The 23687-nt window shown below is 35.3% G+C and carries 19 protein-coding genes; 14 read left to right on the top strand and 5 right to left on the bottom strand.

What is annotated here, in order from left to right:
* The first annotated feature begins 151 nt into the window (after window positions 1–151).
* The 8 genes from fdhF (at window position 152) to I6L50_RS01795 (ending at window position 12278) form a co-directional block, all read left to right on the top strand.
* Complete coding sequence (gene fdhF, locus I6L50_RS01830) at window positions 152–3094, top strand: formate dehydrogenase subunit alpha (protein WP_219300259.1); 2943 nt, start codon at window positions 152–154, stop codon at window positions 3092–3094.
* 12 nt (window positions 3095–3106) lie between these two features.
* Window positions 3107–3589 (top strand): helical membrane plugin domain-containing protein, encoded by a 483-nt coding sequence (locus tag I6L50_RS01825; RefSeq protein WP_219300257.1) that lies wholly within the window; start codon window positions 3107–3109, stop codon window positions 3587–3589.
* Between the two features lie 155 nt (window positions 3590–3744).
* Window positions 3745–5616, top strand: coding sequence for a glycerophosphoryl diester phosphodiesterase membrane domain-containing protein (locus I6L50_RS01820; RefSeq protein ID WP_219300255.1), 1872 nt, complete (start codon window positions 3745–3747; stop codon window positions 5614–5616).
* 369 nt (window positions 5617–5985) lie between these two features.
* Window positions 5986–7119, top strand: coding sequence for an alanine dehydrogenase (ald, locus tag I6L50_RS01815; RefSeq protein ID WP_002125150.1), 1134 nt, complete (start codon window positions 5986–5988; stop codon window positions 7117–7119).
* A 103-nt stretch (window positions 7120–7222) separates the two neighbouring features.
* A complete protein-coding gene (locus I6L50_RS01810; RefSeq protein WP_002063741.1) occupies window positions 7223–8638 on the top strand; it encodes an amino acid permease in 1416 nt (471 codons plus the stop codon).
* Between the two features lie 126 nt (window positions 8639–8764).
* Complete coding sequence (locus tag I6L50_RS01805) at window positions 8765–9316, top strand: class I SAM-dependent methyltransferase (RefSeq protein WP_219300253.1); 552 nt, start codon at window positions 8765–8767, stop codon at window positions 9314–9316.
* 209 nt (window positions 9317–9525) lie between these two features.
* On the top strand, window positions 9526–9903 hold the full coding sequence (locus tag I6L50_RS01800; RefSeq protein WP_002010461.1) for an ArsR/SmtB family transcription factor: 378 nt from the start codon (window positions 9526–9528) through the stop codon (window positions 9901–9903).
* Window positions 9904–9923: 20 nt separating this feature from the next.
* Window positions 9924–12278, top strand: a complete 2355-nt coding sequence (locus I6L50_RS01795) for a heavy metal translocating P-type ATPase (protein ID WP_219300251.1) — start codon at window positions 9924–9926, stop codon at window positions 12276–12278.
* A 224-nt stretch (window positions 12279–12502) separates the two neighbouring features.
* Here the strand turns inward: I6L50_RS01795 and I6L50_RS01790 are convergent, their stop codons facing one another.
* Entirely contained in the window at window positions 12503–13966 is a 1464-nt protein-coding gene (locus tag I6L50_RS01790; RefSeq protein ID WP_078178067.1) for a nicotinate phosphoribosyltransferase, read from the bottom strand.
* Between the two features lie 199 nt (window positions 13967–14165).
* Here I6L50_RS01790 and I6L50_RS01785 point away from each other — a divergent pair, with 199 nt between their 5' ends.
* The 3 genes from I6L50_RS01785 to I6L50_RS01775 all read left to right on the top strand — a co-directional run bounded on the left by I6L50_RS01785 (window position 14166) and on the right by I6L50_RS01775 (window position 17440).
* Window positions 14166–15437, top strand: coding sequence for a tetratricopeptide repeat protein (locus I6L50_RS01785; RefSeq protein WP_016101848.1), 1272 nt, complete (start codon window positions 14166–14168; stop codon window positions 15435–15437).
* 2 nt (window positions 15438–15439) lie between these two features.
* Complete coding sequence (gene nprX / locus I6L50_RS01780) at window positions 15440–15571, top strand: quorum-signaling peptide NprX (protein ID WP_002174820.1); 132 nt, start codon at window positions 15440–15442, stop codon at window positions 15569–15571.
* A gap of 168 nt (window positions 15572–15739) precedes the next feature.
* Window positions 15740–17440 (top strand): M4 family metallopeptidase, encoded by a 1701-nt coding sequence (locus tag I6L50_RS01775; protein ID WP_219300249.1) that lies wholly within the window; start codon window positions 15740–15742, stop codon window positions 17438–17440.
* A gap of 63 nt (window positions 17441–17503) precedes the next feature.
* Here I6L50_RS01775 and I6L50_RS01770 read toward each other — a convergent pair whose 3' ends face one another.
* Window positions 17504–18052 (bottom strand): TVP38/TMEM64 family protein, encoded by a 549-nt coding sequence (locus I6L50_RS01770; RefSeq protein WP_219300247.1) that lies wholly within the window; start codon window positions 18050–18052, stop codon window positions 17504–17506.
* Window positions 18053–18452: 400 nt separating this feature from the next.
* On the opposite strand from I6L50_RS01770, the gene I6L50_RS01765 reads away from it, so the two are divergent.
* On the top strand, window positions 18453–18971 hold the full coding sequence (locus I6L50_RS01765; protein WP_002125157.1) for an RNase A-like domain-containing lipoprotein: 519 nt from the start codon (window positions 18453–18455) through the stop codon (window positions 18969–18971).
* A 14-nt stretch (window positions 18972–18985) separates the two neighbouring features.
* Window positions 18986–19258 carry a hypothetical protein gene (locus I6L50_RS01760; RefSeq protein WP_016097207.1) on the top strand — a complete coding sequence of 91 codons (273 nt, stop codon included), beginning with the start codon at window positions 18986–18988 and terminating at the stop codon, window positions 19256–19258.
* A 54-nt stretch (window positions 19259–19312) separates the two neighbouring features.
* On the opposite strand, the gene I6L50_RS01755 is transcribed toward I6L50_RS01760, so the two are convergent.
* From I6L50_RS01755 to I6L50_RS01745, 3 genes are all read right to left on the bottom strand, one after another.
* Window positions 19313–20575, bottom strand: a complete 1263-nt coding sequence (locus I6L50_RS01755) for a VanW family protein (protein WP_219300245.1) — start codon at window positions 20573–20575, stop codon at window positions 19313–19315.
* 234 nt (window positions 20576–20809) lie between these two features.
* The gene (locus I6L50_RS01750; RefSeq protein WP_219300243.1) at window positions 20810–21826 is read right to left on the bottom strand and encodes an LCP family protein; all 1017 of its coding nucleotides are present in this window, start codon (window positions 21824–21826) and stop codon (window positions 20810–20812) included.
* Between the two features lie 186 nt (window positions 21827–22012).
* Window positions 22013–23191, bottom strand: coding sequence for a NupC/NupG family nucleoside CNT transporter (locus I6L50_RS01745; RefSeq protein WP_113937884.1), 1179 nt, complete (start codon window positions 23189–23191; stop codon window positions 22013–22015).
* 91 nt (window positions 23192–23282) lie between these two features.
* On the opposite strand from I6L50_RS01745, the gene gloA2 reads away from it, so the two are divergent.
* Window positions 23283–23669: an SMU1112c/YaeR family gloxylase I-like metalloprotein gene (gene gloA2 / locus I6L50_RS01740; RefSeq protein ID WP_060751662.1), complete on the top strand. Its 387-nt coding sequence runs from the start codon at window positions 23283–23285 to the stop codon at window positions 23667–23669.
* Window positions 23670–23687 lie beyond the last annotated feature (18 nt).

The following is a 23687-nucleotide window of genomic DNA, read 5'->3' as shown; positions in this document are numbered from 1 at the left end:
TTTCAAGCTTTCGTAGTTATACCTTATAACATCTAGAATCGACTTCCAAAGGAAAGTATTTCAACAGGGCGCTTCAAAAATATGTACAACACAATTATGAAAACGGATTCATAATTGTGTTGTACAGTTAGTTGTAAGGAGAGGGGAAACTATGACAGAACAGACAGTCCGTGTAACCGTTGATGGTAAAGAATTTTTCGTATCAGGTGAAAAGACGATACTCCAATTGTTTAACGAAAGTAATTTAGAGCATCCTCAAATTTGTCATGTACCAGAGGTAGATCCTATTCAAACTTGTGATACATGTATTGTAGAAGTGAATGGAAGTTTACTACGTGCCTGTTCGACGAAGTTGGAAGATGGCATGCATATTGAGAGGCAATCGGAACGTGCAAAGGAAGCACAAACTGAAGCGATGGATCGAATATTAGAGAATCATTTATTGTATTGTACAGTATGTGATAACAATAATGGTAACTGTAAAGTCCATAATACAGTACATATGATGGAGATTGAAGAACAGAAATATCCATATGAACCGAAAGTAAGTGCATGCGAAGTGGATACGTCGCATCCATTCTATCGATACGATCCAAATCAATGTATTGCTTGTGGGCAGTGTGTAGAAGTATGCCAAAATTTACAAGTAAATGAAACTTTATCGATTGATTGGAGTTTAGACCGTCCACGTGTTATTTGGGACAATGGTGTGAGTATAAATGACTCGTCTTGTGTTAGCTGTGGGCAATGTGTAACAGTTTGTCCTTGTAATGCATTAATGGAAAAAACGATGCTAGGAGAAGCTGGATTTATGACTGGTTTAAAACCAGATGTGCTAAATCCAATGATTGATTTTGTAAAAGATGTGGAGCCTGGATATAGCAGTATTTTAGCAGTTTCAGAAGTAGAGTCCGCGATGCGTAAGACGAAAATTAATAAGACAAAAACAGTTTGTACATTTTGTGGTGTAGGTTGTTCATTTGAGGTATGGACGAAAGATCGTCAAATTTTAAAAGTGCAACCTGTTTCAGATGCACCGGTTAATGGTATTTCCACATGTGTAAAAGGAAAATTCGGATGGGACTTTGTGAACAGTGAAGAGCGTATTACAAAGCCGTTAATTCGCCAAGGGGATATGTTTGTTGAGGCTTCATGGGAAGAGGCTCTTGAAGTTGTTGCATCTAATATGCAACATATTAAATCAGAGTATGGTAGCGATGCGTTTGGGTTTATTTCTTCTTCGAAAGTAACAAATGAAGAAAACTATCTTATGCAAAAACTAGCTCGTCAAATATATGGAACAAATAATGTAGATAACTGTTCCCGTTATTGCCAATCTCCAGCAACAGACGGTTTATTTAAAACTGTCGGTATGGGCGGAGATGCTGGAACAGTGAAAGATATTGCTGAGGCAGGTCTTGTTATTATTGTTGGGGCAAATCCAACAGAAGGACATCCTGTACTTGCGACTAGAGTGAAGCGTGCTCATAAATTAGATGAACAAAAACTAATTGTCGCAGACCTTCGTAAACATGAAATGGCGGAGCGTGCTGATATATTTGTTCACCCGAGTCAAGGGACGGATTATGTATGGCTTGCTGGGATAACGAAATACATTATCGATCAAGATTGGCACGATAAAAAGTTCATAGCTGAAAATGTAAAGAATTTTGATGAATATAGCAAAATGCTAGAAAAATATACGCTTGATTATACTGAGGGAATTACAGGGATTTCTAAAGATCAGTTAAAAGAAATGGCTCGTATGGTATATGAAGCAGATGGTACTTGTGTACTTTGGGGAATGGGTGTAACTCAAAATACAGGAGGAAGTACAACGTCAGCAGCAATTTCAAATTTACTTCTGGTTACAGGTAACTACCGTCGTCCTGGTGCCGGTGCGTATCCGTTACGCGGGCATAATAACGTACAAGGTGCTTGTGATATGGCGACATTACCGAACTGGCTTCCGGGTTACCAAGCAGTTTCAGATGATGTGCATCGTGCGAAATTTGAAAAAGCATACGGTACTACCATTCCGAAAGAACCGGGATTAAATAATATCGCAATGTTACTTGCGGCCGAAGAAGGAAAACTGCGTGGTATGTATGTTATGGGAGAAGAAATGGCTTTAGTAGATTCAAATGCCAACCATGTACAACATATTTTAGCGAATTTAGACTTCCTTGTTGTTCAAGATATGTTCTTATCGAAAACAGCTCGTTTCGCCGATGTTATTTTACCAGCAGCACCAAGCTTAGAAAAAGAAGGAACGTTTACGAATACAGAGCGCCGTATTCAAAGATTATACGAAGTATTGAAACCGCTTGGTGATTCAAAACCAGATTGGTGGATTTTACAAAAAGTAGCTCGTGCACTGGGCGGAGACTGGAATTATGGAAGTCCAAGTGAAATTATGGACGAAATTGCATCGCTTGCACCGTTATACTCTCAAGCGACGTACGACCGTCTAGAAGGCTGGAATAGTTTATGTTGGGGTAGCCATGATGGTAGTGATACACCATTATTATATGTAGATGGATTTAACTTCCCAGACAAACTAGCACGTTTATCACTAGATGAATGGGTTCCGCCAGTTATAGCACCAGATGAGTATGATTTACTATTAAATAATGGCCGTATGCTAGAGCATTTCCATGAAGGGAATATGACGAATAAGTCGGCTGGTATTTTATCTAAAGTGTCTGAAGTATTTGTTGAAATTTCACCTGAACTTGCTAAAGAACGCAATGTGAAAGATGGTGGTCTTGTAGAGTTAGCATCACCATTTGGAAAAATCAAAGTACAAGCGCTTGTTACAGATCGTGTAACTGGAAATGAGTTATATTTGCCGATGCATGCGACAGTAAATGAAGAGGCAATCAATATTTTAACAGGAACAGCAACAGACATTTATACGTGTACACCAGCTTATAAACAAACAATGGTGAAACTGCGCGTATTACGTGAAAAAGGAAATCGTCCGTTACCATCTTCAAACCCGAGAGATAAAAAACGTCATCCGCAAAATGGTGTTGAAATCGAGCGAAAGTGGCAAAGAAAACAATACGTATCACTTGTGGACCAGAATTAGGGGGCGGAGATAATGGCAAAAGAGATTACTTTAATTAAAAAGAAGATTGTAACAGAAGAAGAAAAAAAACAGCAAGTAACAGATGAGTTGTTAAATGATCTAGCTGAAAATAGAGAAGCAGTAGAAGAGACGATGCAGCTATTAGCGCAGTTGCAAAAAGCTGGAATTTTAGATGCAGCAATTAGTTTACTTGCTGCAAAAGAAGATGTTTCCAAAATAGCTGTTGAACAATTGAATCGTGAACCAGTAAAAAACGCATTAAACAATATGATGGGGGCAGGAGAGGCATTATCTTCAGTGGACCCAGAAATAACGAAACAAATAACATCTAGTTTAGTCATTGGATTACAATTTGCAACGGATGAGCTGAAAAACGGAAAGAAAACAAAAGTGATGGATTTCTTTAAAGTATTAAAAGATCCAGATATCAACAGGGCGATTACATTCGGTTTTAGTTTCTTAAAAGCATTTGGACAAGGATTAGAGAAAAAATAGAGTGAGTGAAAAAAGTGATGGGATTAGCCATCACTTTTTTCATTATATGTATAAGAGTGTTCATGTTAAGCGGAATATATTATTATTAAAAAGATGGATTGAAATTGGAAATGTGGAATCCATCTCAAATATCGTTTTAGAATGTGGAGGAATATATGCAACACCGTAAAAGACTATCTATACCAGGAGTAATGGGACATTCCTTTCAAACAGTTAGATTTGCTTTTTGGAATGTATTAACCTTTCAACTTGCTTATAAATTATTAGCAGCGATTGTATTTGTCCCGCTATTTGGGATCATTTTTAATAAGTTATTGTATTTTGGTGGTTATGCAAATGCGACGAATGATGAATTATTAGCGTTTTTAAAGACATCATATGGCATTTTGGCAATCGTCATTTTATCATTGTTAGCACTGTTTCTTATCTTTACGGAATTTGCGGTGCTTATTATCATTTCGTACTTCGCTCATAAAAGACAAAAGGTGAAATTACGTCCGATTTTATATAAAACCGTAACGTATTTACCTACTCTTTTCACATATTGCTTACCAGGATTTATTTTATATGCGGTCGTATTGTTACCTCTTTTAAATATTGGATATGAAACGGCATTAATTCCACAAATTCAAATTCCTAACTTTATTACAGGAGAACTGTTTAAGACAACGATGGGACAAGTTGGTTATTACACGTTCTTTGCTGTAGTTGCGTATTTGAACCTTCGCTGGATTTTTGTTCTACCTATTGTTGTTTTAGAGCAAAAGCCGTTTCGCACAGCAGCACGTAAAAGTGCAACGTTAGTAAAAGAAAGTTTTTTTAAAGTACTATTCTTTTTAGTAGGATTTTTTATTTCAATAGGGATTGTGTACGGTGTATTTTTGGGAATGTATTTATTGTGTCTATGGGGCATGTATGAATTTACAAATCCACAGGGAACATTTGCATTATTAGCGGAATCAACAATGTCTGTATTTTTAACGAGTACATTGTATTTATTTAGTTTTATCGTGACGCCATTTTATATTATGGGAATAACACGATTGTATTTACAAAAGGTTCCGGTTGAAGATGTTTTATTAGAAGAAGGATTAGATTATTCGAAAACAAAAGCAGATAAATGTTTCTTCCAAAAACATCGTTGGAAATTTATTGGTGTATATATTGTAGGAATTATTACCGCCGGAATGGTCGTTGCCTTCATTGTAACGTTTATTTCAAATTCATATAAAGAACCAATTATTATGGCTCATCGTGGTTATATTTCAAAAGGTGTAGAGAATACGAAAGAAGCTGTGCAGGGGGCTATTGATGCCAAAGCAGACTACGCTGAAATTGATGTACTGCAAACAAAAGACGGTGAACTAGCAGTTATACATGATTTGAAGCTAAAACGTCTTGCTAATGCTAATGTTCATGTGTCAGATTTAACGATGGAGGAGTTAAGACAGCTTACCCTTAGTCAAGATGGTTTTTCAGGACAAATAAGTACACTTGATGAGATCATTAAGCTGGCAAAAGGAAAAATCAAACTTAATATTGAAGTGAAGCTTCATGGTGGCGAAAAAGATTTCGTAAACAAAGTATTAAAAGCGATTAAAGATAATGAATTTGAGAAGCAATGTGTCATTCAAACGTTACACTATCCGCTTATTAAAGAGTTTAAACGTGCAAATCCAAATATAAAAGTAGGATATATACTGTATGCGAGTAGAGCTAACTTAAAGAATGTGAAGGCTGATTTTTATGTAGCAGAAGAATACATGTTAAATAAGAAATTAGTAAAAGAAGCAAGGAAGCTAAACAAGCCAATTTACGTATGGACGGTAAATGATATGGAAAGGTTAAAGGGATATTATAAGTTAAACGTAGATGGTATCATTACCGATTATCCTGAAGATGCACGTGAAACAATTAAGATGTTAAAAGAGCAAGAAGATCGTGAAAGTGATATGTTTGATAAAATTAGTGAGACGACAGAAGATCTATTTTCAAAGTTATTTATAAGTTATCCAGCTGCTGGCTAAATGCCAGTAGCTGTTTTTTTGTGAAAAGAATATATTTCTAAAGTATTGAACAAAGTAATAAGTGTATATGTATACGTCATTGCTTAGTTTTTTTACATTGTTACATTATTGTCAAATAATAAATAATTACTATGCATTTTGAATGGATATAATAGAAATAGAGTAATAGATGATGGAGTGGTACGGAGAACCCAATAAAATCAATGTTTTATATATTTACACTATTCTAAATATATAAACTTTAAAAAAATAGTATGTTAGCGTTTTCATAACTTTTAAGTTATGCTAGAATAAGGACATAAGTTATTAATTATTTAAAAAAGAAAAAAGAATTCCTTTTTTCTGTTAATTATAAGGGGGCATTTCATTATGCGTATTGGGGTACCAGCAGAAATTAAAAACAACGAAAACCGTGTGGCAATGACACCAGCAGGTGTTGTACATTTAGTTCGTAACAATCACGAAGTATTCATTCAAAAGGACGCAGGTGTAGGATCTGGTTTCACAGATGCTCAGTATGTTGAAGCGGGAGCGAAAATTGTTGATACGGCTGAAGAAGCTTGGAACATGGAAATGGTTATGAAAGTTAAGGAACCAGTTGAAAGCGAATACAAACACTTCAGCGAAGGTTTAATCTTATTCACATACTTACACTTAGCTCCAGAACCAGAATTAACAAAAGCGTTAATCGAGAAGAAAGTTGTTGCTATCGCATATGAAACAGTACAATTAGAAAACCGTTCATTACCATTACTTGCACCTATGAGTGAAGTAGCTGGTCGTATGGCTGCACAAATCGGTGCGCAATTCCTTGAGAAAAACAAAGGCGGTAAAGGTATCTTACTTGCAGGTGTTCCAGGAGTTAAACGTGGTAAAGTAACAATTATCGGTGGTGGACAAGCTGGTACAAATGCTGCTAAAATTGCAGTTGGACTAGGTGCGGATGTAACAATCATCGACTTAAGTGCAGAACGTCTTCGTCAATTAGATGACATTTTCGGAAACCAAGTAAAAACTTTAATGTCTAATCCTTACAATATTGCAGAAGCTGTAAAAGAATCTGATCTTGTAATCGGTGCAGTATTAATCCCAGGTGCAAAAGCGCCAAAACTTGTAACAGAAGAAATGATTCAATCAATGGAACAAGGTTCTGTTGTTGTAGATATCGCGATTGACCAAGGTGGTATTTTCGAAACAACTGACCGTATTACAACTCATGATAACCCAACTTATGAAAAACACGGCGTTGTTCACTATGCAGTTGCGAACATGCCAGGTGCGGTTCCACGTACATCAACTCTTGCATTAACAAACGTAACAGTACCATATGCAGTACAAATTGCTAACAAAGGCTACAAAGAAGCTTGCCTAGGCAACACTGCATTATTAAAAGGTATTAATACATTAGAAGGCTATGTAACATTCGAAGCAGTTGCAGAAGCTCACGGTGTAGAGTACAAAGGTGCTAAAGAATTATTAGAAGCAGAAACAGTATCTTGCTAATAGAAGCATTATACAAAACAAAATCGAACAATATATAAAACAACATGATAAGAGCTAAGAGATAATACCTCTTAGCTCTTCTTGGTAAAAGGGGGCATTCATCGTGGCCAACCTATTTAAAAAGAAATCCGTTACGCAATTGTTAGGGGAAAGTAAAAGTAAAACTTTGACGAAAACGCTAGGGGCATTTGACCTAACAATGCTAGGGATTGGTGCGATAATTGGTACAGGAGTTCTAGTATTAACCGGATTAGTAGCAGCAAGAGATGCTGGTCCAGCAGTTATTTTTTCGTTTATGATTGCAGCAATTGTTTGTGGATTTGCAGCTTTATGTTATGCAGAGGTTGCATCTGCACTTCCTGTTTCAGGTAGTGTGTACACATATTCATATGCAACAATTGGTGAGTTTGTTGCCCATTTAATGGGATGGACATTGCTATCCGTATATGTCGTAACGACTGCCGCAGTAGCTGGCGGATGGACAGGTTATTTCAATAATTTAGTGAGTGGATTGGGACTTGAAATTCCAAAAGCGTTGTTAACGATTCCATCGCAAGGTGGTATGGTGAACTTACCCGCAGTTATCGTTACGTTGGTGATAACTTGGTTATTATCACGAGGTACAAAAGAAAGTAAGCGTGTGAATAACATAATGGTATTAATTAAAATTGGTATTGTTGTTTTATTCATTGCAGTTGGTGTATTCTACGTGAAACCAGAAAACTGGATACCATTTGCACCGTACGGCTTAAGTGGAGTCTTTGCCGGAGGAGCAGCAGTATTCTTCGCATTCTTAGGATTTGATGCATTAGCAACTTCTGCTGAAGAAGTGAAAAATCCACAACGTGATTTGCCGATTGGTATTATTGCTTCATTAGTCATTTGTACAATCATTTATGTTGTAGTTTGTCTCGTTATGACAGGTATGGTTTCTTATAAGGAATTAGATGTACCTGAAGCGATGGCCTATGTATTAGAAGTTGTAGGACAAGATAAAGTGGCTGGTGTAATCGCTATTGGAGCTGTAATTGGTATTATGGCTGTAATTTTCGCATACATCTACGCTACGACACGTGTATTCTTCGCGATGAGCCGTGACGGTTTATTGCCAAAATCTTTTGCGAAAATTAACAAGAAGACGGAAGCACCAACATTTTCAGTTTGGTTAACAGGAATTGGTAGTGCTTTAATTGCCGGATTTATCGATTTAAAAGAATTGTCGAATTTAGCAAATATTGGAGCGTTATTAACATTTGCGATGGTTGGTGTAACTGTCATCATTCTTCGTAAAACGCACCCGAAATTACAACGTGGATTTATGGTACCACTTGTACCAATCTTACCGATTATTTCAGTTGCAAGCTGTCTATTCTTAATGGTAAATCTACCGTTAAAAACATGGATATACTTCGGTGTTTGGTTAGCAATCGGAGTGGTTGTATACTTTGTTTATTCGAAAAAACATAGTCATTTAAAAGACGATGGAAGTTCGCAAGATAGTTTAGAAAAAGCTAATTAAAGGGATATAAAGTTAGTAAGCCTTGTGCGTCTAGGGAGCGCGCAAGGCTTTTTCTTTTGGGGAAATAAAGGAGACCAATGTTATGTTGTCGAATTTTTATGTCGGAATATAAGAAGGGGTGGAAAGATGGAGACGAAAGTTGTCGTTGGAGCAGAGGGATATAATAATAACCCAGGGTGGTTACATACGAATGAAAAAGAATTACATTTATTAAAAAGAGAAACGTGGATTAATAAATTTCCGTCTAATTCTTTATCAGTAATTTTAGCTGAGCACGTATGGGAGCATTTATCGTATGAAGAAGGTATAGAAGCAGCTAAAGTTTGTTATGAGTTTTTGGAGTATAATGGATATATTCGCTGTGCAGTGCCGGATGCATTTTTCCCAAATGAAGAGTATCAGCGTGGTGTGCAAGTGGGAGGACCTGGCCCGTTAGATCATCCAGCTGCAAGTCATAAAATTGTACATAACTACAAAACGATTACATCTATGTTTGAAGCAGCAGGTTTTCAAGTAAAGCCTTTAGAATACTGTGATGAGAATGGCCAGTTTCATTATAGTGATTGGGAAGAGAACGGTGGATTTATTTATCGATCGAAACGTTTTGATCATAGAAATCAAGATGGTAAATTAGGATTTGCTTCGTTAATTGTGGATGCAGTAAAAGTTAATAAATAAGAAGGGATGCATGGTAGTTTTCGTGCATCCTTTTTGTATGAAGAGCATGATAGATGCGGAAAATATTTATATGTTTATTTTGAAATGTGAACGAAATGTTTTAAAAAATGTATGAGAATTCATTGACACATATGAATGGACGCTCATATAATAAAGGTATAAGACATATGAATAGTTGTTCATATGTTCAGATAAAGAGGTGAGCTGTGATGGCTGAAAATAAAGTAGAAACGCAACAGGAAGCATGTTCTCAAACGGTAATTCACGAGGAAATCGTGGATCAAGTAAAACAAACAATTCCGACTGATGAAAGTTTAAGTAAAGTAGCAGAATTATTTAAAGTATTAGGTGACCGTACACGTACGAGAATATTACATGCATTATTTGAAGCTGAAATGTGTGTTTGTGATTTAGCTTATTTATTAGGAATGACGCAATCTTCAATCTCACATCAGCTTCGTGTATTAAAGCAAGCAAAGCTTGTAAAGAACCGTAAAGAAGGAAAGGTAGTTTATTACTCATTAGCTGATCAACACGTAATTCATATCTTCGAGCAAGCGTTTGAACACGTAAACGAGGAAGAATAAAAAAGCGAGGAGGGAGAACGATGGCAGAAGCATTAGTGAAAAAGAAACTTATGCTAGAAGGTTTAGATTGTGCAAATTGTGCAATGAAAATTGAAAAAGGTGTTGGGAATATAGAAGGGGTAACATCTTGTTCCGTAAACTTTGCAACAAAAACGATGCTTTTAGAAACACCGCAAAATAAAGAAAATCAAGTTGTTACGGAAGCGAAGCAACTTGTTACAAAATTAGAGCCGCATATTAAAGTACAAGAAGAGCAAAAAACAAAATCAGTAAAAGAAGTATTTGTATTAGAAGGCTTAGACTGTGCAAATTGTGCAATGAAGATTGAAAATAAGGTAAAGGAAATGCCAACGGTTTCAGAAGCGACTGTTGATTTCGTATCAAAGAAATTACGAGTAGAAGTTGCAAATAAACGAGAACTTGAATCGACTGTACAAAATATAAAAAATGTTGTTCAAAAGTTAGAGCCTGATGTAAAAGTTGTTCGTGAAGAGGAAAAAGGACACGACCATGATCATGGTGATGGTAATGTGAAAAAGATGATAGGACGATTAGTAGTCGGTGGAATTTTGACAGGAATTGCTGCATTAGCCGGATTACCGCAAATGATAACAATTCCATTATTCGTCCTTGCTTATTTATTAATAGGTGGAGATATCGTTTGGAGAGCGGCAAGAAACATAACTCGTGGCCAAGTGTTCGATGAAAACTTTTTAATGGCAATTGCAACTTTAGGAGCTTTCGCGATTCAACAATATCCAGAAGCGGTAGCAGTTATGCTATTTTACCAAGTAGGGGAACTGTTCCAAAGTATTGCAGTAAATCGTTCTCGAAAATCAATTACGTCATTAATGGATATTCGTCCTGACTATGCGAATGTGAAAGTTGGAAACGAAACGAAACAAGTATCACCAGAAGATGTGCAAATTGGTGAGTATATTATCGTAAAACCAGGTGAAAAAGTACCGTTAGACGGGAAAGTAGTTGAGGGAACATCAATGATGGATACTTCAGCGTTAACAGGTGAGTCTGTACCGAGGGAAGTAGAAGTTGGTAATGACGTATTAAGTGGTTTTGTAAACCAAAATGGTGTATTAATTGTCGAAGTTACAAAAGAGTTCGGTGAATCCACTGTATCGAAAATTTTAGACTTAGTACAAAATGCAAGTAGCAAAAAAGCGCCAACAGAAAACTTTATTACGAAGTTTGCACGTTATTATACTCCTGTTGTAGTTATAACAGCAGCAATAATGGCATTTATTCCACCACTTATTTTAGAGGGTGCTACATTCTCCGATTGGATTTATAGAGCTTTAGTGTTCTTAGTAATCTCTTGTCCATGTGCGCTCGTTGTATCGATTCCTCTTGGATTCTTTGGCGGTATTGGTGGGGCATCTAAAAGTGGTATTTTAGTAAAAGGAAGTAACTATTTAGAAGCATTGAATGATGTGAAATATATCGTTTTTGATAAAACAGGAACATTAACAAAAGGTGTCTTTAAAGTTACGAAGATGGAGCCTAGTGAAGGTATCACAGCTGAAGAGCTATTAGAATATGCAGCATTTGCAGAAGTATATTCAAATCATCCGATTGCACAATCTATTCGAAATGCATATGGAAAATCAATCGATGAAAATGCTATTGAAGACTATAGTGAAATTTCTGGTCATGGTACGGTTGTAAAAGTACAAGGAAAAGAAATTTTCGCAGGTAATGCTAAATTAATGAGCAAAGAAAACATTACATTTAAGCAACCAAATACAGTAGGTACACTAGTTCATGTTGCTGTAGATGGTAAATATGCAGGTTATATCGTTATCTCTGATGAGGTAAAAGAGGATTCAAAACAAGCAATTCAAAAGTTAAAAGAACTAGGTATTAAGAAGACAGTTATGTTAACTGGTGATGCAAAATCAGTTGGTGAAGCTGTTGGTAAAGAATTAGGTTTAGATGAAGTCCATGCCGAATTATTACCACACCAAAAAGTAGAAGAAATCGAAAAAATTGATGCAGCAAAACGCGGTAAAGAAAAGATTGCATTTGTCGGTGATGGTATTAATGATACGCCAGTACTAGCAAGGGCAGACGTTGGTATTGCGATGGGCGGTTTAGGATCAGATGCAGCAATTGAAGCTGCTGACATCGTTATTATGACTGATGAGCCTTCAAAAATTGCGACAGCAGTAAAAATTGCAAAACGTACACGTAGCATCGTATGGAAAAATATTATATTTGCATTAGGGGTAAAGGGGTTAGTGTTATTACTCGGTGCCTTTGGTATTGCAACAATGTGGGAAGCAGTCTTCTCAGATGTTGGTGTGACGTTACTTGCAGTATTAAATGCAATGCGTGTACTAAGAGTAAAAGATTTATAAAAAAGAGGACGCAATTGCGTCCTCTTTTTTATTGGTTATTTTGTTGAAATGGACTCAAGAAAATAATATCAAATATTATTTTGTTTTTAAATAATGTAATATATAAAATTTCAAAAAAACAACATTCTTCTTATTATTTTAATATATTTTTTACAAATATCTATATAGTATTGAAAAATGGAGAAGTGGGGGAGGGACAAAACCCCACTGATTAAAGCTTCACTTTATTTTTGTATGTTTTTTTCAACTTGTTCTCGAACAGTTTGAATATAATTCATTTTATGATCCCAACATTCTTGGCTTAAATCGACAGGGTACTCTTCTGGGTTTAAAGTTCGCATATACTCTTCCCAAAATAGTGAGAGGCTGCGTTCATTATACTTTTGAATCTCTAATATATTAGGTAATTCATACGCTCTGTTACCGTTAATGAAAATATCTTGATGCAGTTCGCGTGCTTCAAAGCTTGTTACGAATTTACTTATATATGTATGAACTGGATGAAACATTTTTAAACGCTCTTCTTTTCCGGGTTCTTCTGACTCTAAAGCAATATAATCGCCCTCTGCATGATCGTTAACACGGTTAATAATACGATAAATTCGTTTAAGTCCTGGGGTTGTAATTTTTTCAGGATTAGATGAAATCTTAATCGTATCATTTAATTTTCCGTCAGTATCTTCAATAGCGACTAGTTTATAAACGGCCCCTAATGCTGGCTGCTCAAAGGATGTAATCAGTTTTGTACCAACACCCCATACATCAATTTTTGCCCCTTGAGATTTCAAGTGCATAATCGTATATTCATCTAAATCGCTAGAAGCGATAATTTTTGTGTTTGTAAATCCAGCTGCATCAAGTTGTTTTCTGGCCTCCTTTGATAAATATGCCATATCACCACTATCAAGGCGAATGCCATAAAAATCGATACGATCCCCGAACTCTTTTGCAACACGAATCGCATTTGGAACACCAGATTTTAATGTGTCGTATGTATCGACAAGAAATACACATTTTTTATGTGTTTCAGCATATTTTTTAAATGCAACATATTCATCGCGATATGCTTGAACGAAAGAATGGGCATGTGTGCCAGCTACAGGGATGCCAAAGCGTTTCCCTGCGCGAACGTTACTTGTAGATGAAAACCCACCAATAAAGGCAGCTCGTGTTCCCCAAAGGGCAGCATCAAACTCATGAGCGCGTCTTGTACCGAACTCTAAAAGCTCATCATTATTTGCAGCGTGCTTCATACGTGCAGCTTTTGTAGCAATTAATGTTTGGTAATTTACAATATTTAAGAGGGCAGTTTCAATTATTTGTGCCTCGCCAAGCGGTGCATCAACACGTAATAATGGTTCGTTATTAAAAACAACTTCGCCTTCTTGCATACTACGAATCGTGCCAGTAAATTTCATGTTTTGTAAATAATGAAGGAAGTCTTCTTCAAATTGCAGCTCTGCTAAATAAGCGATGTCACTTTCGGTAAAGCTGAAATTTTCTATGTACTCTACAATTTTTTCAAGACCAGCAAAAACAGCATAGCCGTTTTCGAATGGAAGCTTTCGAAAGTATAGATCAAAAACAGAACGGCGAGTATGAATACCATCTTTCCAATATGTATAAGCCATGTTGATTTGATATAAATCTGTATGTAAGGCGTAACTATCGTCTTTATAATGATTCATTGTGAAAACACCTCCGCAATTTGGTTATAGTATACCAATTTTCCCCCTTTCGTAGCAAAGAAGTAATAGGGGATTGAAGTCAAGGGAGAAAAAAATGAAATAATGCATATTTTTTAGAAAATTTACATTTATCAATTTATATTTCTCAAGATTTTATGTATTATTAGAGTAATGGGGGTAATGAGAATGGAGGAGGACAATGCAACAAACATTAGAAAAAATAGGCAAGCAAGTTTTTTATAAACGGCTACAGCAAAAAATGACACAAGAAGAATTATGTCAGGGCATTTGTTCTGTCTCATACTTAAGTAAGATCGAAAATGGAAAGATTGAAGCATCAGAAGAAATTCTACAATTGCTCTGCACAAGACTAGAAATTGCCGTGACGGATTTGAGAGATGTAGAAGAAGATGTGAAGGTGAAGTTGGACGAGTGGTTGAATGCATTAGTTCATTTGGACAAGCAACAAGTAGAGCGCATATACGAAGAGTTGCAAGGTGAAATGAAGCATGTGTTGGATTTTGAAATTATAAATTATTATAAACTGCTGTATACACGTTATTTAATTATGAAAAGGGATATATCTGCAATTGAAGAAGAATTAGAGAGATTAAAGAAAGTCTACAAAAAGTATTCTCCATTTCAGAAGTTATTATATACGTACAGTAGAGGGTTATTGTGCTGTTTGCAGTATAGATGGAAGGATGGACTAGACCACTTATTAAAAACAGAAGTAATGGCCAAGGAACAAGGGTATCATGAAACGGGTATGTACTATAATATAGCGCTTGCATATACTCATTTAGATATTCATCACCTTGCAATTCATTTTGTGAATATAGCATTAGAAGGATTTCGTAGTGAATATAAGTTTAGAAATATAATTAATTGCCAGATACTTATTGCAGTAAGTTACACAGAAAAAGGTCAGTATGAAGAGGCCTTAAGAATGTATGAGAGTATATTGAGGGAGGCCACATCTTTTGCTGATAAGGATGTACTTTTAGCTATTACTTTAAGCAATATGGGAAGTATATATTATAAAAAAAGCAAATATCAGCAGGCGAAGAAATATTATTTGGATAGTCTGCAACTTCAAAAACAAGTAGATTTAAACTATCTAGATACAATATATGAACTGGCATTAGTATGCATTAAATTAGAAGAATTAGAAGAGGCAAAGGAATGGATTGATAAGGGAATTGTTGCAGCAAAACAAGAAGAGAGATTTAATGCAAAGTTATATTTGCTTTTAATTCTTAGATATAAACATTTTGAAGAAGCAAAAGATTATAAAGTATTTTTGGAAAATGAGGCTATTCCTTTGTATAAATCTGCGGGAAATAAAATAGAATTAAAGAAAGTATACGTTGAACTCGCAGAACATTTCGCTAGTTTATCGAGATTTGAGGAAAGTAATCGATATTATAGGTTAGTTATTGATTTGATGAATGATAATAAGGAGGAGTGAAAATGAAAAAGATGGTATTTGGAGTATTGGCGTTTATAGTAACTCTTACAGTTGCTGGAGGAATACATCAGTATAGTAGTAAACCTGATATCGTTGGTCAACAAGCTAAAACGGTTCAACAAATTAATTCATAACCAAAAAAACCCCTTTCCAAACGGAAAGGGGTTTCTCAATATTTGCTCCCGAAAATTCTACAAAACTTGAGAAAACAATTAATTGAATTTTTAGTATATTAATAGTGGAAACATAATGCTAATATGAAATTACTCTTTTCAAAAATTTTTTATTAGGGGGAAGGTTATATGAAAAGAAAGAGTTTAGCGTTAGTGTTAGCGACAGGAATGGCAGTTACTACGTTCGGAGGGACAGGCTCTGCATTTGCGGATTCTAAAAATGTACTCTCTACTAAGAAGTACAATGAGACGGTACAGTCACCTGAGTTTATTTCTGGTGATCTAACTGGAGCGACTGGTAAGAAAGCGGAATCTGTTGTGTTTGATTACTTAAACGCGGCAAAAGGTGATTATAAGTTAGGGGAAAAGAGTGCGCAAGATTCTTTCAAAGTGAAACAAGTGAAAAAAGACGCTGTAACTGATTCAACAGTAGTACGTATGCAACAAGTTTACGAGGGAGTACCTGTATGGGGATCTACTCAAGTAGCTCACGTAAGTAAAGATGGTTCTTTAAAGGTATTGTCTGGAACAGTTGCGCCTGATTTAGACAAAAAGGAAAAGTTAAAAAACAAAAATAAGATTGAAGGCGCAAAAGCAATTGAAATCGCGCAGCAAGATTTAGGAGTAACACCTAAATATGAGGTAGAACCAAAAGCGGACTTATATGTATATCAAAACGGTGAAGAAACGACATATGCATACGTTGTAAATCTAAACTTCTTAGATCCAAGCCCAGGAAATTACTACTATTTCATTGAGGCGGAAAGCGGTAAAGTATTAAATAAGTTTAATACAATTGATCATGTAACAAATGATGATAAGTCTCCTGTTAAACAAGATGCTCCTAAACAGGATGCGAAAGCGGTTATAAAGCCTGTAACAGGAACGAATAAAGTAGGAACTGGTAAAGGTGTATTAGGAGATACGAAATCGCTTAATACAACGTTATCTGGATCATCTTACTACTTGCAAGATAATACGCGCGGAGCAACAATTTTCACATATGATGCGAAAAATCGTTCGACGTTACCAGGAACATTATGGGCAGATGCAGATAATGTTTTCAATGCAGCGTATGATGCAGCAGCAGTAGATGCTCATTACTATGCAGGTAAAACATATGATTACTATAAAGATACATTTAACCGAAATTCTATTAATGATGCAGGAGCACCATTAAAATCAACTGTTCATTACGGAAGTAAGTATAATAATGCATTCTGGAACGGTTCACAAATGGTATACGGAGATGGTGATGGTGTAACATTCACTTCATTATCTGGTGGTATTGACGTAATTGGTCACGAATTAACGCATGCAGTTACGGAAAATAGCTCGAATTTAATTTATCAAAATGAATCAGGAGCATTAAATGAAGCAATTTCTGATATCTTTGGTACGTTAGTAGAATTCTATGATAACCGTAACCCGGATTGGGAGATTGGTGAAGATATTTACACGCCTGGTAAAGCAGGAGATGCACTGCGTTCTATGAGTGATCCAACGAAATATGGTGATCCAGACCATTATTCTAAGCGTTACACTGGTTCAAGTGATAACGGTGGCGTTCATACAAACAGTGGTATTATTAACAAACAAGCTTATTTATTAGCAAATGGTGGTACGCATTCTGGTGTAACTGTAACTGGTATCGGTAAAGATAAATTAGGTGCGATTTACTACCGTGCAAATACACAGTATTTCACGCAATCTACTACATTTAGTCAAGCTCGTGCTGGTGCAGTACAAGCTGCAGCTGATTTATATGGTGCTAGCTCTGCAGAAGTAGCAGCAGTTAAGCAATCATTTAGTGCTGTTGGTGTAAACTAAGGCTTTAAGGGATAGTTATTAATAAAATACCTCAAAAATAAAGAAGGAGCATAGGCTCCTTCTTTATTTTTTTCTCCATTTTTTCCACAAATAAAATAATCCAACACAACCCGCGATTGTTATAATCCACTTCGCTTCATTTGTTCCGTTTATGACATGATATGCAGAATATACTTCAATCAATAAGGCCGGTAGTTTCCCTATTGTGCTGGCAATACTGAAAGAGAGTAATGACATCTTGCCTAGAGCTGCAAATAAAGTAACGATACTGGACGGAATGAAAGGAATAAAACGAAAAGATAGGACGAGTAGAAATGCCTCTCTGCCTTCTACGTAAAGAAGGCGTTCTACCTTTGGATACTTATTTACTTTATCGTGAGTGAACCTTTGAAGGCCTATACGATAAATATAAAACGAGATAATAGCCCCTAATGCCTCACCTGCGATCGAAATGATTGTACCATTTGTTACACCGAAGAGTTGTATATTAATAGCGGTCAAAAAAATACTAGGGATAAAACCTAAAAGACTGATGATGATGTTGATTAAGATACTAAGTGGAATTGCGATCGAATAATAATCTGTTAAGAAGTTTTGAATTGTTTCAACCATTTTATAAAATCCTTTATCTTTTTTTGCATTACACCATATTTCCATTGTATAGGCAAGGGGGAATTTACATAATGTAGAAAAGTGTTGATAAAACGACTTTTATATACCTTATATAGGTATTGGGTATGTAAAATAAGGGGTATATTTTAATTTATCGAAAAACACTCCATAAATACTATTACAAAAGGATTTACGGAGTGTTTCGAATGGTGTTTTAATTCGGGAAATAATTAGAAAATCATAGGGGTATATTTTAAAGTAGGTGAAAAACAGTGGTTTGATGAAAATAGAGTGGTAAATATAACAAAATAGCTGAAGGATTTAAAAAATGTATGTGTTTTTTCTTTGTGAAATTGACTTTTAGTGGAGTTACGATAATAATCATGGAAGAGGTGATACGATGAAACGATTAAGTAGTCTGTTCTTGAGTAGTTTATTGGCACTAATGCTGATTTTAAGTGGATGTGCAGGAAAAGAACAAAAAACAGAAAAACCAAAAGAGGATCATTCTACATCAGTAGAAAAAATTAGTGATAATATTTTAGATGAAATGGAAGGGCCACCTAAAAATGGTCATACGATTGAAAGGCATGTAGGCAAATCGGAAGAGGATTTGAAGAATCGTTTGAAGACAGATAAAGTTTCAGCGGCAAGTACATACTATGATAAGGAAACAGCGACAAAGGCTGTGAAAGATAGTTTAAAACAACATGATAAAGAAATTCAGGATTGGTTGAAAAACTCTAAAGAGGCTCGTCTTGTATTGAATACAACCCATTCATTCCCAGTTGGAAAAACAGTAATAAAGAAAAATATGAATGTAAAAGACAAGCTAGTAAAGACTGTTACTGTTTTAGCGAGAGATAAATCAGGAAATCTAGGATTTAAGATTATTACTTCTTATCCATCAGATAAATAAAGGGGGGAGTATATATGTATCCAACATTACAATACTTTCTTAAATCGTACTGTACGTTAAGTATTCATGAGGATGAAATAGTAAGCGTGATGGAAGAGTTTATAGAGCAAGAGGACGAAGAGATTGTTTTGAAATTACGCGATGAATTAGTAAATATGAAGAAAAAGAACGCGTGGGAAGAAGCGTGCGTATTAGCTGCGAAGCAAGGCAATCGTGTGTGGTCTTTAGAAGAAACGAAAGATCATCTGGAAAATTTTTTACTATTATTGCAAAAGAAAAAGGCGTGAGTAGATCACGCCTTTTTGTATACGCTTTTTGAAATTTGTCCGTTTGATATTATCTCATTGTTTTGGGGCACTTTTATATACGCTTTTTGAAATTTGTCCATTTGAGAGTACTTCACCGTTTTGTGTTACTTTTTTATACGTAACCGCTGTTATTTTATCACCAGTATTACTAACTACTTGAGAAGAAACTTCAACATTTTTACCAGTATTTGTACCGAAAATACGTGTAGTAATACTACCGCCATTTGAAAATGCTTGAATGTAAATATGCTTACCTGTATTGTTTTTAAATTTTAAATCCGGACCATAATCTGCTACTGCTGCATCTTGCCCAAGTGGTAAATAATTTACGGGCATAGAATGATTGCTTCGAGAAACAATTCCTAAATCTGCCCTTAAAGCTGCGCTGTATAAAGTACTACTTACTTGGCAAACACCTCCGCCTGCACTTTGTATAACTTTACCTTGTGAATATACTGCTGCGGATTTATAACCATGTGCAGCATCAGTTACGCCAACACGGCCATTAAAACTAAACGTTTCATCAGGTGCTACAATAACTCCACTTAAAGTATTAGCTGACTTATTTACATTATAGGACTGATTTCCATTACGGCCAGCCATTGGGGTAGAGTATTCAGCAATCACTTCTTTAATCCCCATTTGTTGTATATCTTCTGTAGAACGTTCAGGTTTTATTAGTGTAACTGGTAATACAACATCGGATGTGCCAGAAGTAATAGCTGCGCTTGTTAAATCGGTTAATTTTCCTTTATCAATTTTTTCCCCATTTTGACTTTGGCTAATATTTACTGTAGAGCCTTCAACACTTAATTCGGCGTTGACAGGATTTTTTAATGTTTCATTATATTTATCCTTTATAAAGGTTTCATAAGTTGTTGTATTTAATTGTGGTGTTAATTTATAGTCACGTTTTACTTCACCGTTTTCAGCTTGCTTACGCATGTTGTAACGATTCATTACGTTCCCTTCTTGTTCTTTAAAGATATTGTCGACAATATCCTTCTCTTTATAATCTACTCCTAAATCTTTCCACGTGTAATTTTGCTTATCATTTTGGAATACGTAGTTAAGAGGTTTTTGATTTAATTCATTCACCTTTTGATTAACAAGGGCTTGAATATCTGCTTTATTTTTTCCATCAAGAGAAATACCTTCAAATGTAGTGTTTGGTAGTGCAGTTGTATTTAGTTGATTATTTAATTTGGATACATATTGATATCCACCAACACCACCAACGCAAAGTAATATGCCACCAGCGATAGCGGAACCGATCAGGATTTTGCTTAGCTTCATTTATTTCCCCCCAGAAAAATTTGTATAAATATATGTATTACATTTTTTGTATAAAAATGATGAAAATAACATTATGTACGTCCTAGTATACTATTATTTTCACTACGTGTGTAATGTTTTCATAAAAAATGTTACACTGCTGTAATAATTGTCTCTTTTTGTCACAATATGAATGAGAAATATGTTGAAAATTATAATAAAAAGGCTGCTTAGAAAAATCTAGCAGCCTTTTTATTATAATTTTTTATGCTCATTTTTATTCGTAACACCGAGATGTTCTTGAAGTGTTGTCGATATATCATTAACACTCTTTTCGTTTGGAACGTAATAATAAATACCACCTATATATTTATCAGTACCTTCCACTTGCAATTTATCCATTTTTAAATTTGAATCCATTGAATTTTTTGCAATAGTCATCATATCATCAAAAGTTAAATTTGTTTTTAAGTCTGTATCGACAGCATCTAATAGGCTTCCGATTTTATTAATGGAATTGAGAGATAGTGCTTTCTCAGCAATAGCTTCTAAAACAAGTTGTTGTCGTTGACCGCGCATATAATCACTGTCAATATGGCGAGTTCTAGCTAGTGCAAGTGCTTCTTCTCCATTTAAATGTTGACGTCCTTTTTTGAGGTGAATTGCATCTGCTTCGTCGCTACTATTTTGTTCTGTGAACTCAACGGGAACGTCGACAGTTATACCACCTAGAGAATCAACGATCTTGATAAAGGATTTGAAATTAAATTTTACATAGTAATCAACTGGGACATCTAAAAAGTTTTCTACTGTATCAATTGTGCTGTCTACACCACCAAATACGTGTGCGTGTGCGATTTTATCATATTTATCACGTGATTTAATGTAGACGCGTGAGTCACGTGGAATGCTGACAAGTTTAACTGATTTATCATTTTTATTAATTGTTGCAAGTAATAATGCATCCGTACGAGTTGCTTTTCCGTAACCTTTTTCCCTGATATCACTTTCATCAACACCCATAATAAGGACAGAAATGTTGTCAGTCATAGGTTTAACAGCTTTTTCACGTTTGCTGGATTTATCTCCCCGGCCGAGTTCAGAATAGGCATTGCTTAAGACAGATTTTGCTTTACTGTATATATGGAAGGAATAGCCTCCTGCTCCCATTGCTACAATAAGTAATGGAATGAGAATGAACCAAAGTAGGCGTTTTTTCTTTAATTGTTTTTTTGTGGTTCGATTATTTTTGTTAACGTCGGATTTCATCATTTGTTCTCCTTTAAAACTATCAAAGTGTATATATCTAGAAGCGTATTAAAACACATAAAAAATATTTTACGCTAAATAAAATGGATTGTACATGTATAAAAAATAGATGTCTCGATTATTTATGAGACATCTATTCGTTATTGTATACAAAAGATAAGGATAAGAAAATGATAAAATTTTACCTAATTACAACATAATACTTACAATAATTGCAGATAGAATACTAACGAGAGTAGCTCCGTATAGTAATTTTAAGCCGAACCGGGCAACAACATTTCCTTGTTCTTCGTTTAACCCTTTTACAGCACCGGAAATAATTCCAATGGAAGAAAAGTTGGCAAAAGAAACGAGGAAGACAGAAATAATACCAACTGTACGGATAGAGAGAGTGCTGGAAATTTTACTAAGATCCATCATTGCTACAAATTCATTTGTTACAAGCTTTGTTGCCATAATGCTACCAGCTGTGACAATCTCAGAACTTGGTACGCCGATAAGAAATGCAATAGGGGCGAATACATAGCCTATTAGTTGTTGGAAAGTAATGCCGAATATAATGAGGAATAGGTCATTAATACAACTCATTAATGCGACGAATCCAATGAGCATAGCGCCGACGACAATTGCTACGCGAAAACCATCAAGGATGTATTCTCCGAGCATTTCAAAAAAACTTTGCTTTTCACCTTTTATTTCTAAAATATCTTCGTCGTCGTTAACGTCGTAAGGATTAATAATGAGTACGATAATAAAACCGCTAAATAAGTTCAGAACGAGTGCGGTTACTACATATTTTGGTTCGATCATCGTCATATAGGCACCAACAATGGACATAGATACGGTAGACATAGCAGAGGCGCAAAGTGTATAAAGTCGATGTTTTGGGATTTGAGCTAATTGTTTTTTTACCGTAATAAAAACTTCTGATTGGCCGACAATAGCGGAAGCGATGGCATTGTAAGATTCTAATTTCCCAAGACCATTTATTTTGCTAAGAAAGAAACCAATCCAATGAATAAATAATGGTAGTATTTTGAAATGTTGTAATATGCCAATTAAGACGGAAATAAACACAATCGGTAATAATACATTAAGGAAAAATGGCATTTCACCTTTGTTTGCAAGACCTCCAAATACAAAATTTATACCAGATGCAGCATAGTCGAGTAACTTTGTAAACAGGTTGGAAATTATCGTAATAAGGATGAGGCCAATTTCTGTATTTAATAATAAATAGGTTAAAATTAACTGTATAATAAGCATGATGAAAATTGGCTTGAATTTAATATGTTTTTTATTGTTACTAGCGATGTAGGCAAGGAGAAAAACAACGATAAGTCCAACGAAAAAAGTGATAAATTTCATAATAAGCCCCCTAAAAGAGATATTCTGCTATATATGTTTTTCATTTTAAGGGAGAATATGCATCTTTGGTAAAGAAAGGAATAGAGAGAGCATGAATATATGTAGAGTGCACCACGTTGCAATTATTTGTTCGAATTATGAACTGTCAAAGGATTTTTATACTCGGATATTAGGTTTTAAAGCGATAAATGAAGTATATAGAAAAGAACGAGATTCTTATAAGTTAGATTTATGTGTAGGGGAAGAGTATCAAATTGAATTATTTTCATTTCCTAGTCCACCTAAGCGCCCAAGTTTTCCAGAAGCAGCTGGACTTAGACATTTAGCATTTGCTGTTACAAATATAGAAGAAGCTGTAAACCATTTAAAACAATGCGGTGTGGAGACTGAAGCGATACGTATGGATGAAATTACGGATAAAAAATTTGTCTTTTTCCAAGATCCTGATGGCTTGCCTTTAGAATTGTATGAGGCTTGAAATTGGTGAATTTTATAT

The sequence above is a fragment of the Bacillus sp. FDAARGOS_1420 genome (genome assembly GCF_019344915.1).
Taxonomy (GTDB): domain Bacteria; phylum Bacillota; class Bacilli; order Bacillales; family Bacillaceae_G; genus Bacillus_A; species Bacillus_A mycoides.
Note: the sequence above shows the minus strand (reverse complement) of the source record. Positions and strands in the feature narration are given on the sequence as shown.

Bases quoted from the DNA above. Each gene is read 5' to 3' on its own strand.
- I6L50_RS01765 (WP_002125157.1), top strand. From the start codon at position 18,453: ATGAAACGATTAAGTAGTCTGTTCTTGAGTAGTTTATTGGCACTAATG.
- I6L50_RS01785 (WP_016101848.1), top strand. From the start codon at position 14,166: ATGCAACAAACATTAGAAAAAATAGGCAAGCAAGTTTTTTATAAACGG.
- ald (WP_002125150.1), top strand. From the start codon at position 5,986: ATGCGTATTGGGGTACCAGCAGAAATTAAAAACAACGAAAACCGTGTG.
- fdhF (WP_219300259.1), top strand. From the start codon at position 152: ATGACAGAACAGACAGTCCGTGTAACCGTTGATGGTAAAGAATTTTTC.
- I6L50_RS01800 (WP_002010461.1), top strand. From the start codon at position 9,526: ATGGCTGAAAATAAAGTAGAAACGCAACAGGAAGCATGTTCTCAAACG.
- I6L50_RS01805 (WP_219300253.1), top strand. From the start codon at position 8,765: ATGGAGACGAAAGTTGTCGTTGGAGCAGAGGGATATAATAATAACCCA.
- I6L50_RS01750 (WP_219300243.1), bottom strand. From the start codon at position 21,826: ATGATGAAATCCGACGTTAACAAAAATAATCGAACCACAAAAAAACAA.
- gloA2 (WP_060751662.1), top strand. From the start codon at position 23,283: ATGAATATATGTAGAGTGCACCACGTTGCAATTATTTGTTCGAATTAT.
- I6L50_RS01795 (WP_219300251.1), top strand. From the start codon at position 9,924: ATGGCAGAAGCATTAGTGAAAAAGAAACTTATGCTAGAAGGTTTAGAT.
- I6L50_RS01790 (WP_078178067.1), bottom strand. From the start codon at position 13,966: ATGAATCATTATAAAGACGATAGTTACGCCTTACATACAGATTTATAT.
- I6L50_RS01760 (WP_016097207.1), top strand. From the start codon at position 18,986: ATGTATCCAACATTACAATACTTTCTTAAATCGTACTGTACGTTAAGT.
- I6L50_RS01820 (WP_219300255.1), top strand. From the start codon at position 3,745: ATGCAACACCGTAAAAGACTATCTATACCAGGAGTAATGGGACATTCC.
- I6L50_RS01770 (WP_219300247.1), bottom strand. From the start codon at position 18,052: ATGGTTGAAACAATTCAAAACTTCTTAACAGATTATTATTCGATCGCA.
- nprX (WP_002174820.1), top strand. From the start codon at position 15,440: ATGAAAAAGATGGTATTTGGAGTATTGGCGTTTATAGTAACTCTTACA.
- I6L50_RS01775 (WP_219300249.1), top strand. From the start codon at position 15,740: ATGAAAAGAAAGAGTTTAGCGTTAGTGTTAGCGACAGGAATGGCAGTT.
- I6L50_RS01825 (WP_219300257.1), top strand. From the start codon at position 3,107: ATGGCAAAAGAGATTACTTTAATTAAAAAGAAGATTGTAACAGAAGAA.
- I6L50_RS01745 (WP_113937884.1), bottom strand. From the start codon at position 23,191: ATGAAATTTATCACTTTTTTCGTTGGACTTATCGTTGTTTTTCTCCTT.
- I6L50_RS01755 (WP_219300245.1), bottom strand. From the start codon at position 20,575: ATGAAGCTAAGCAAAATCCTGATCGGTTCCGCTATCGCTGGTGGCATA.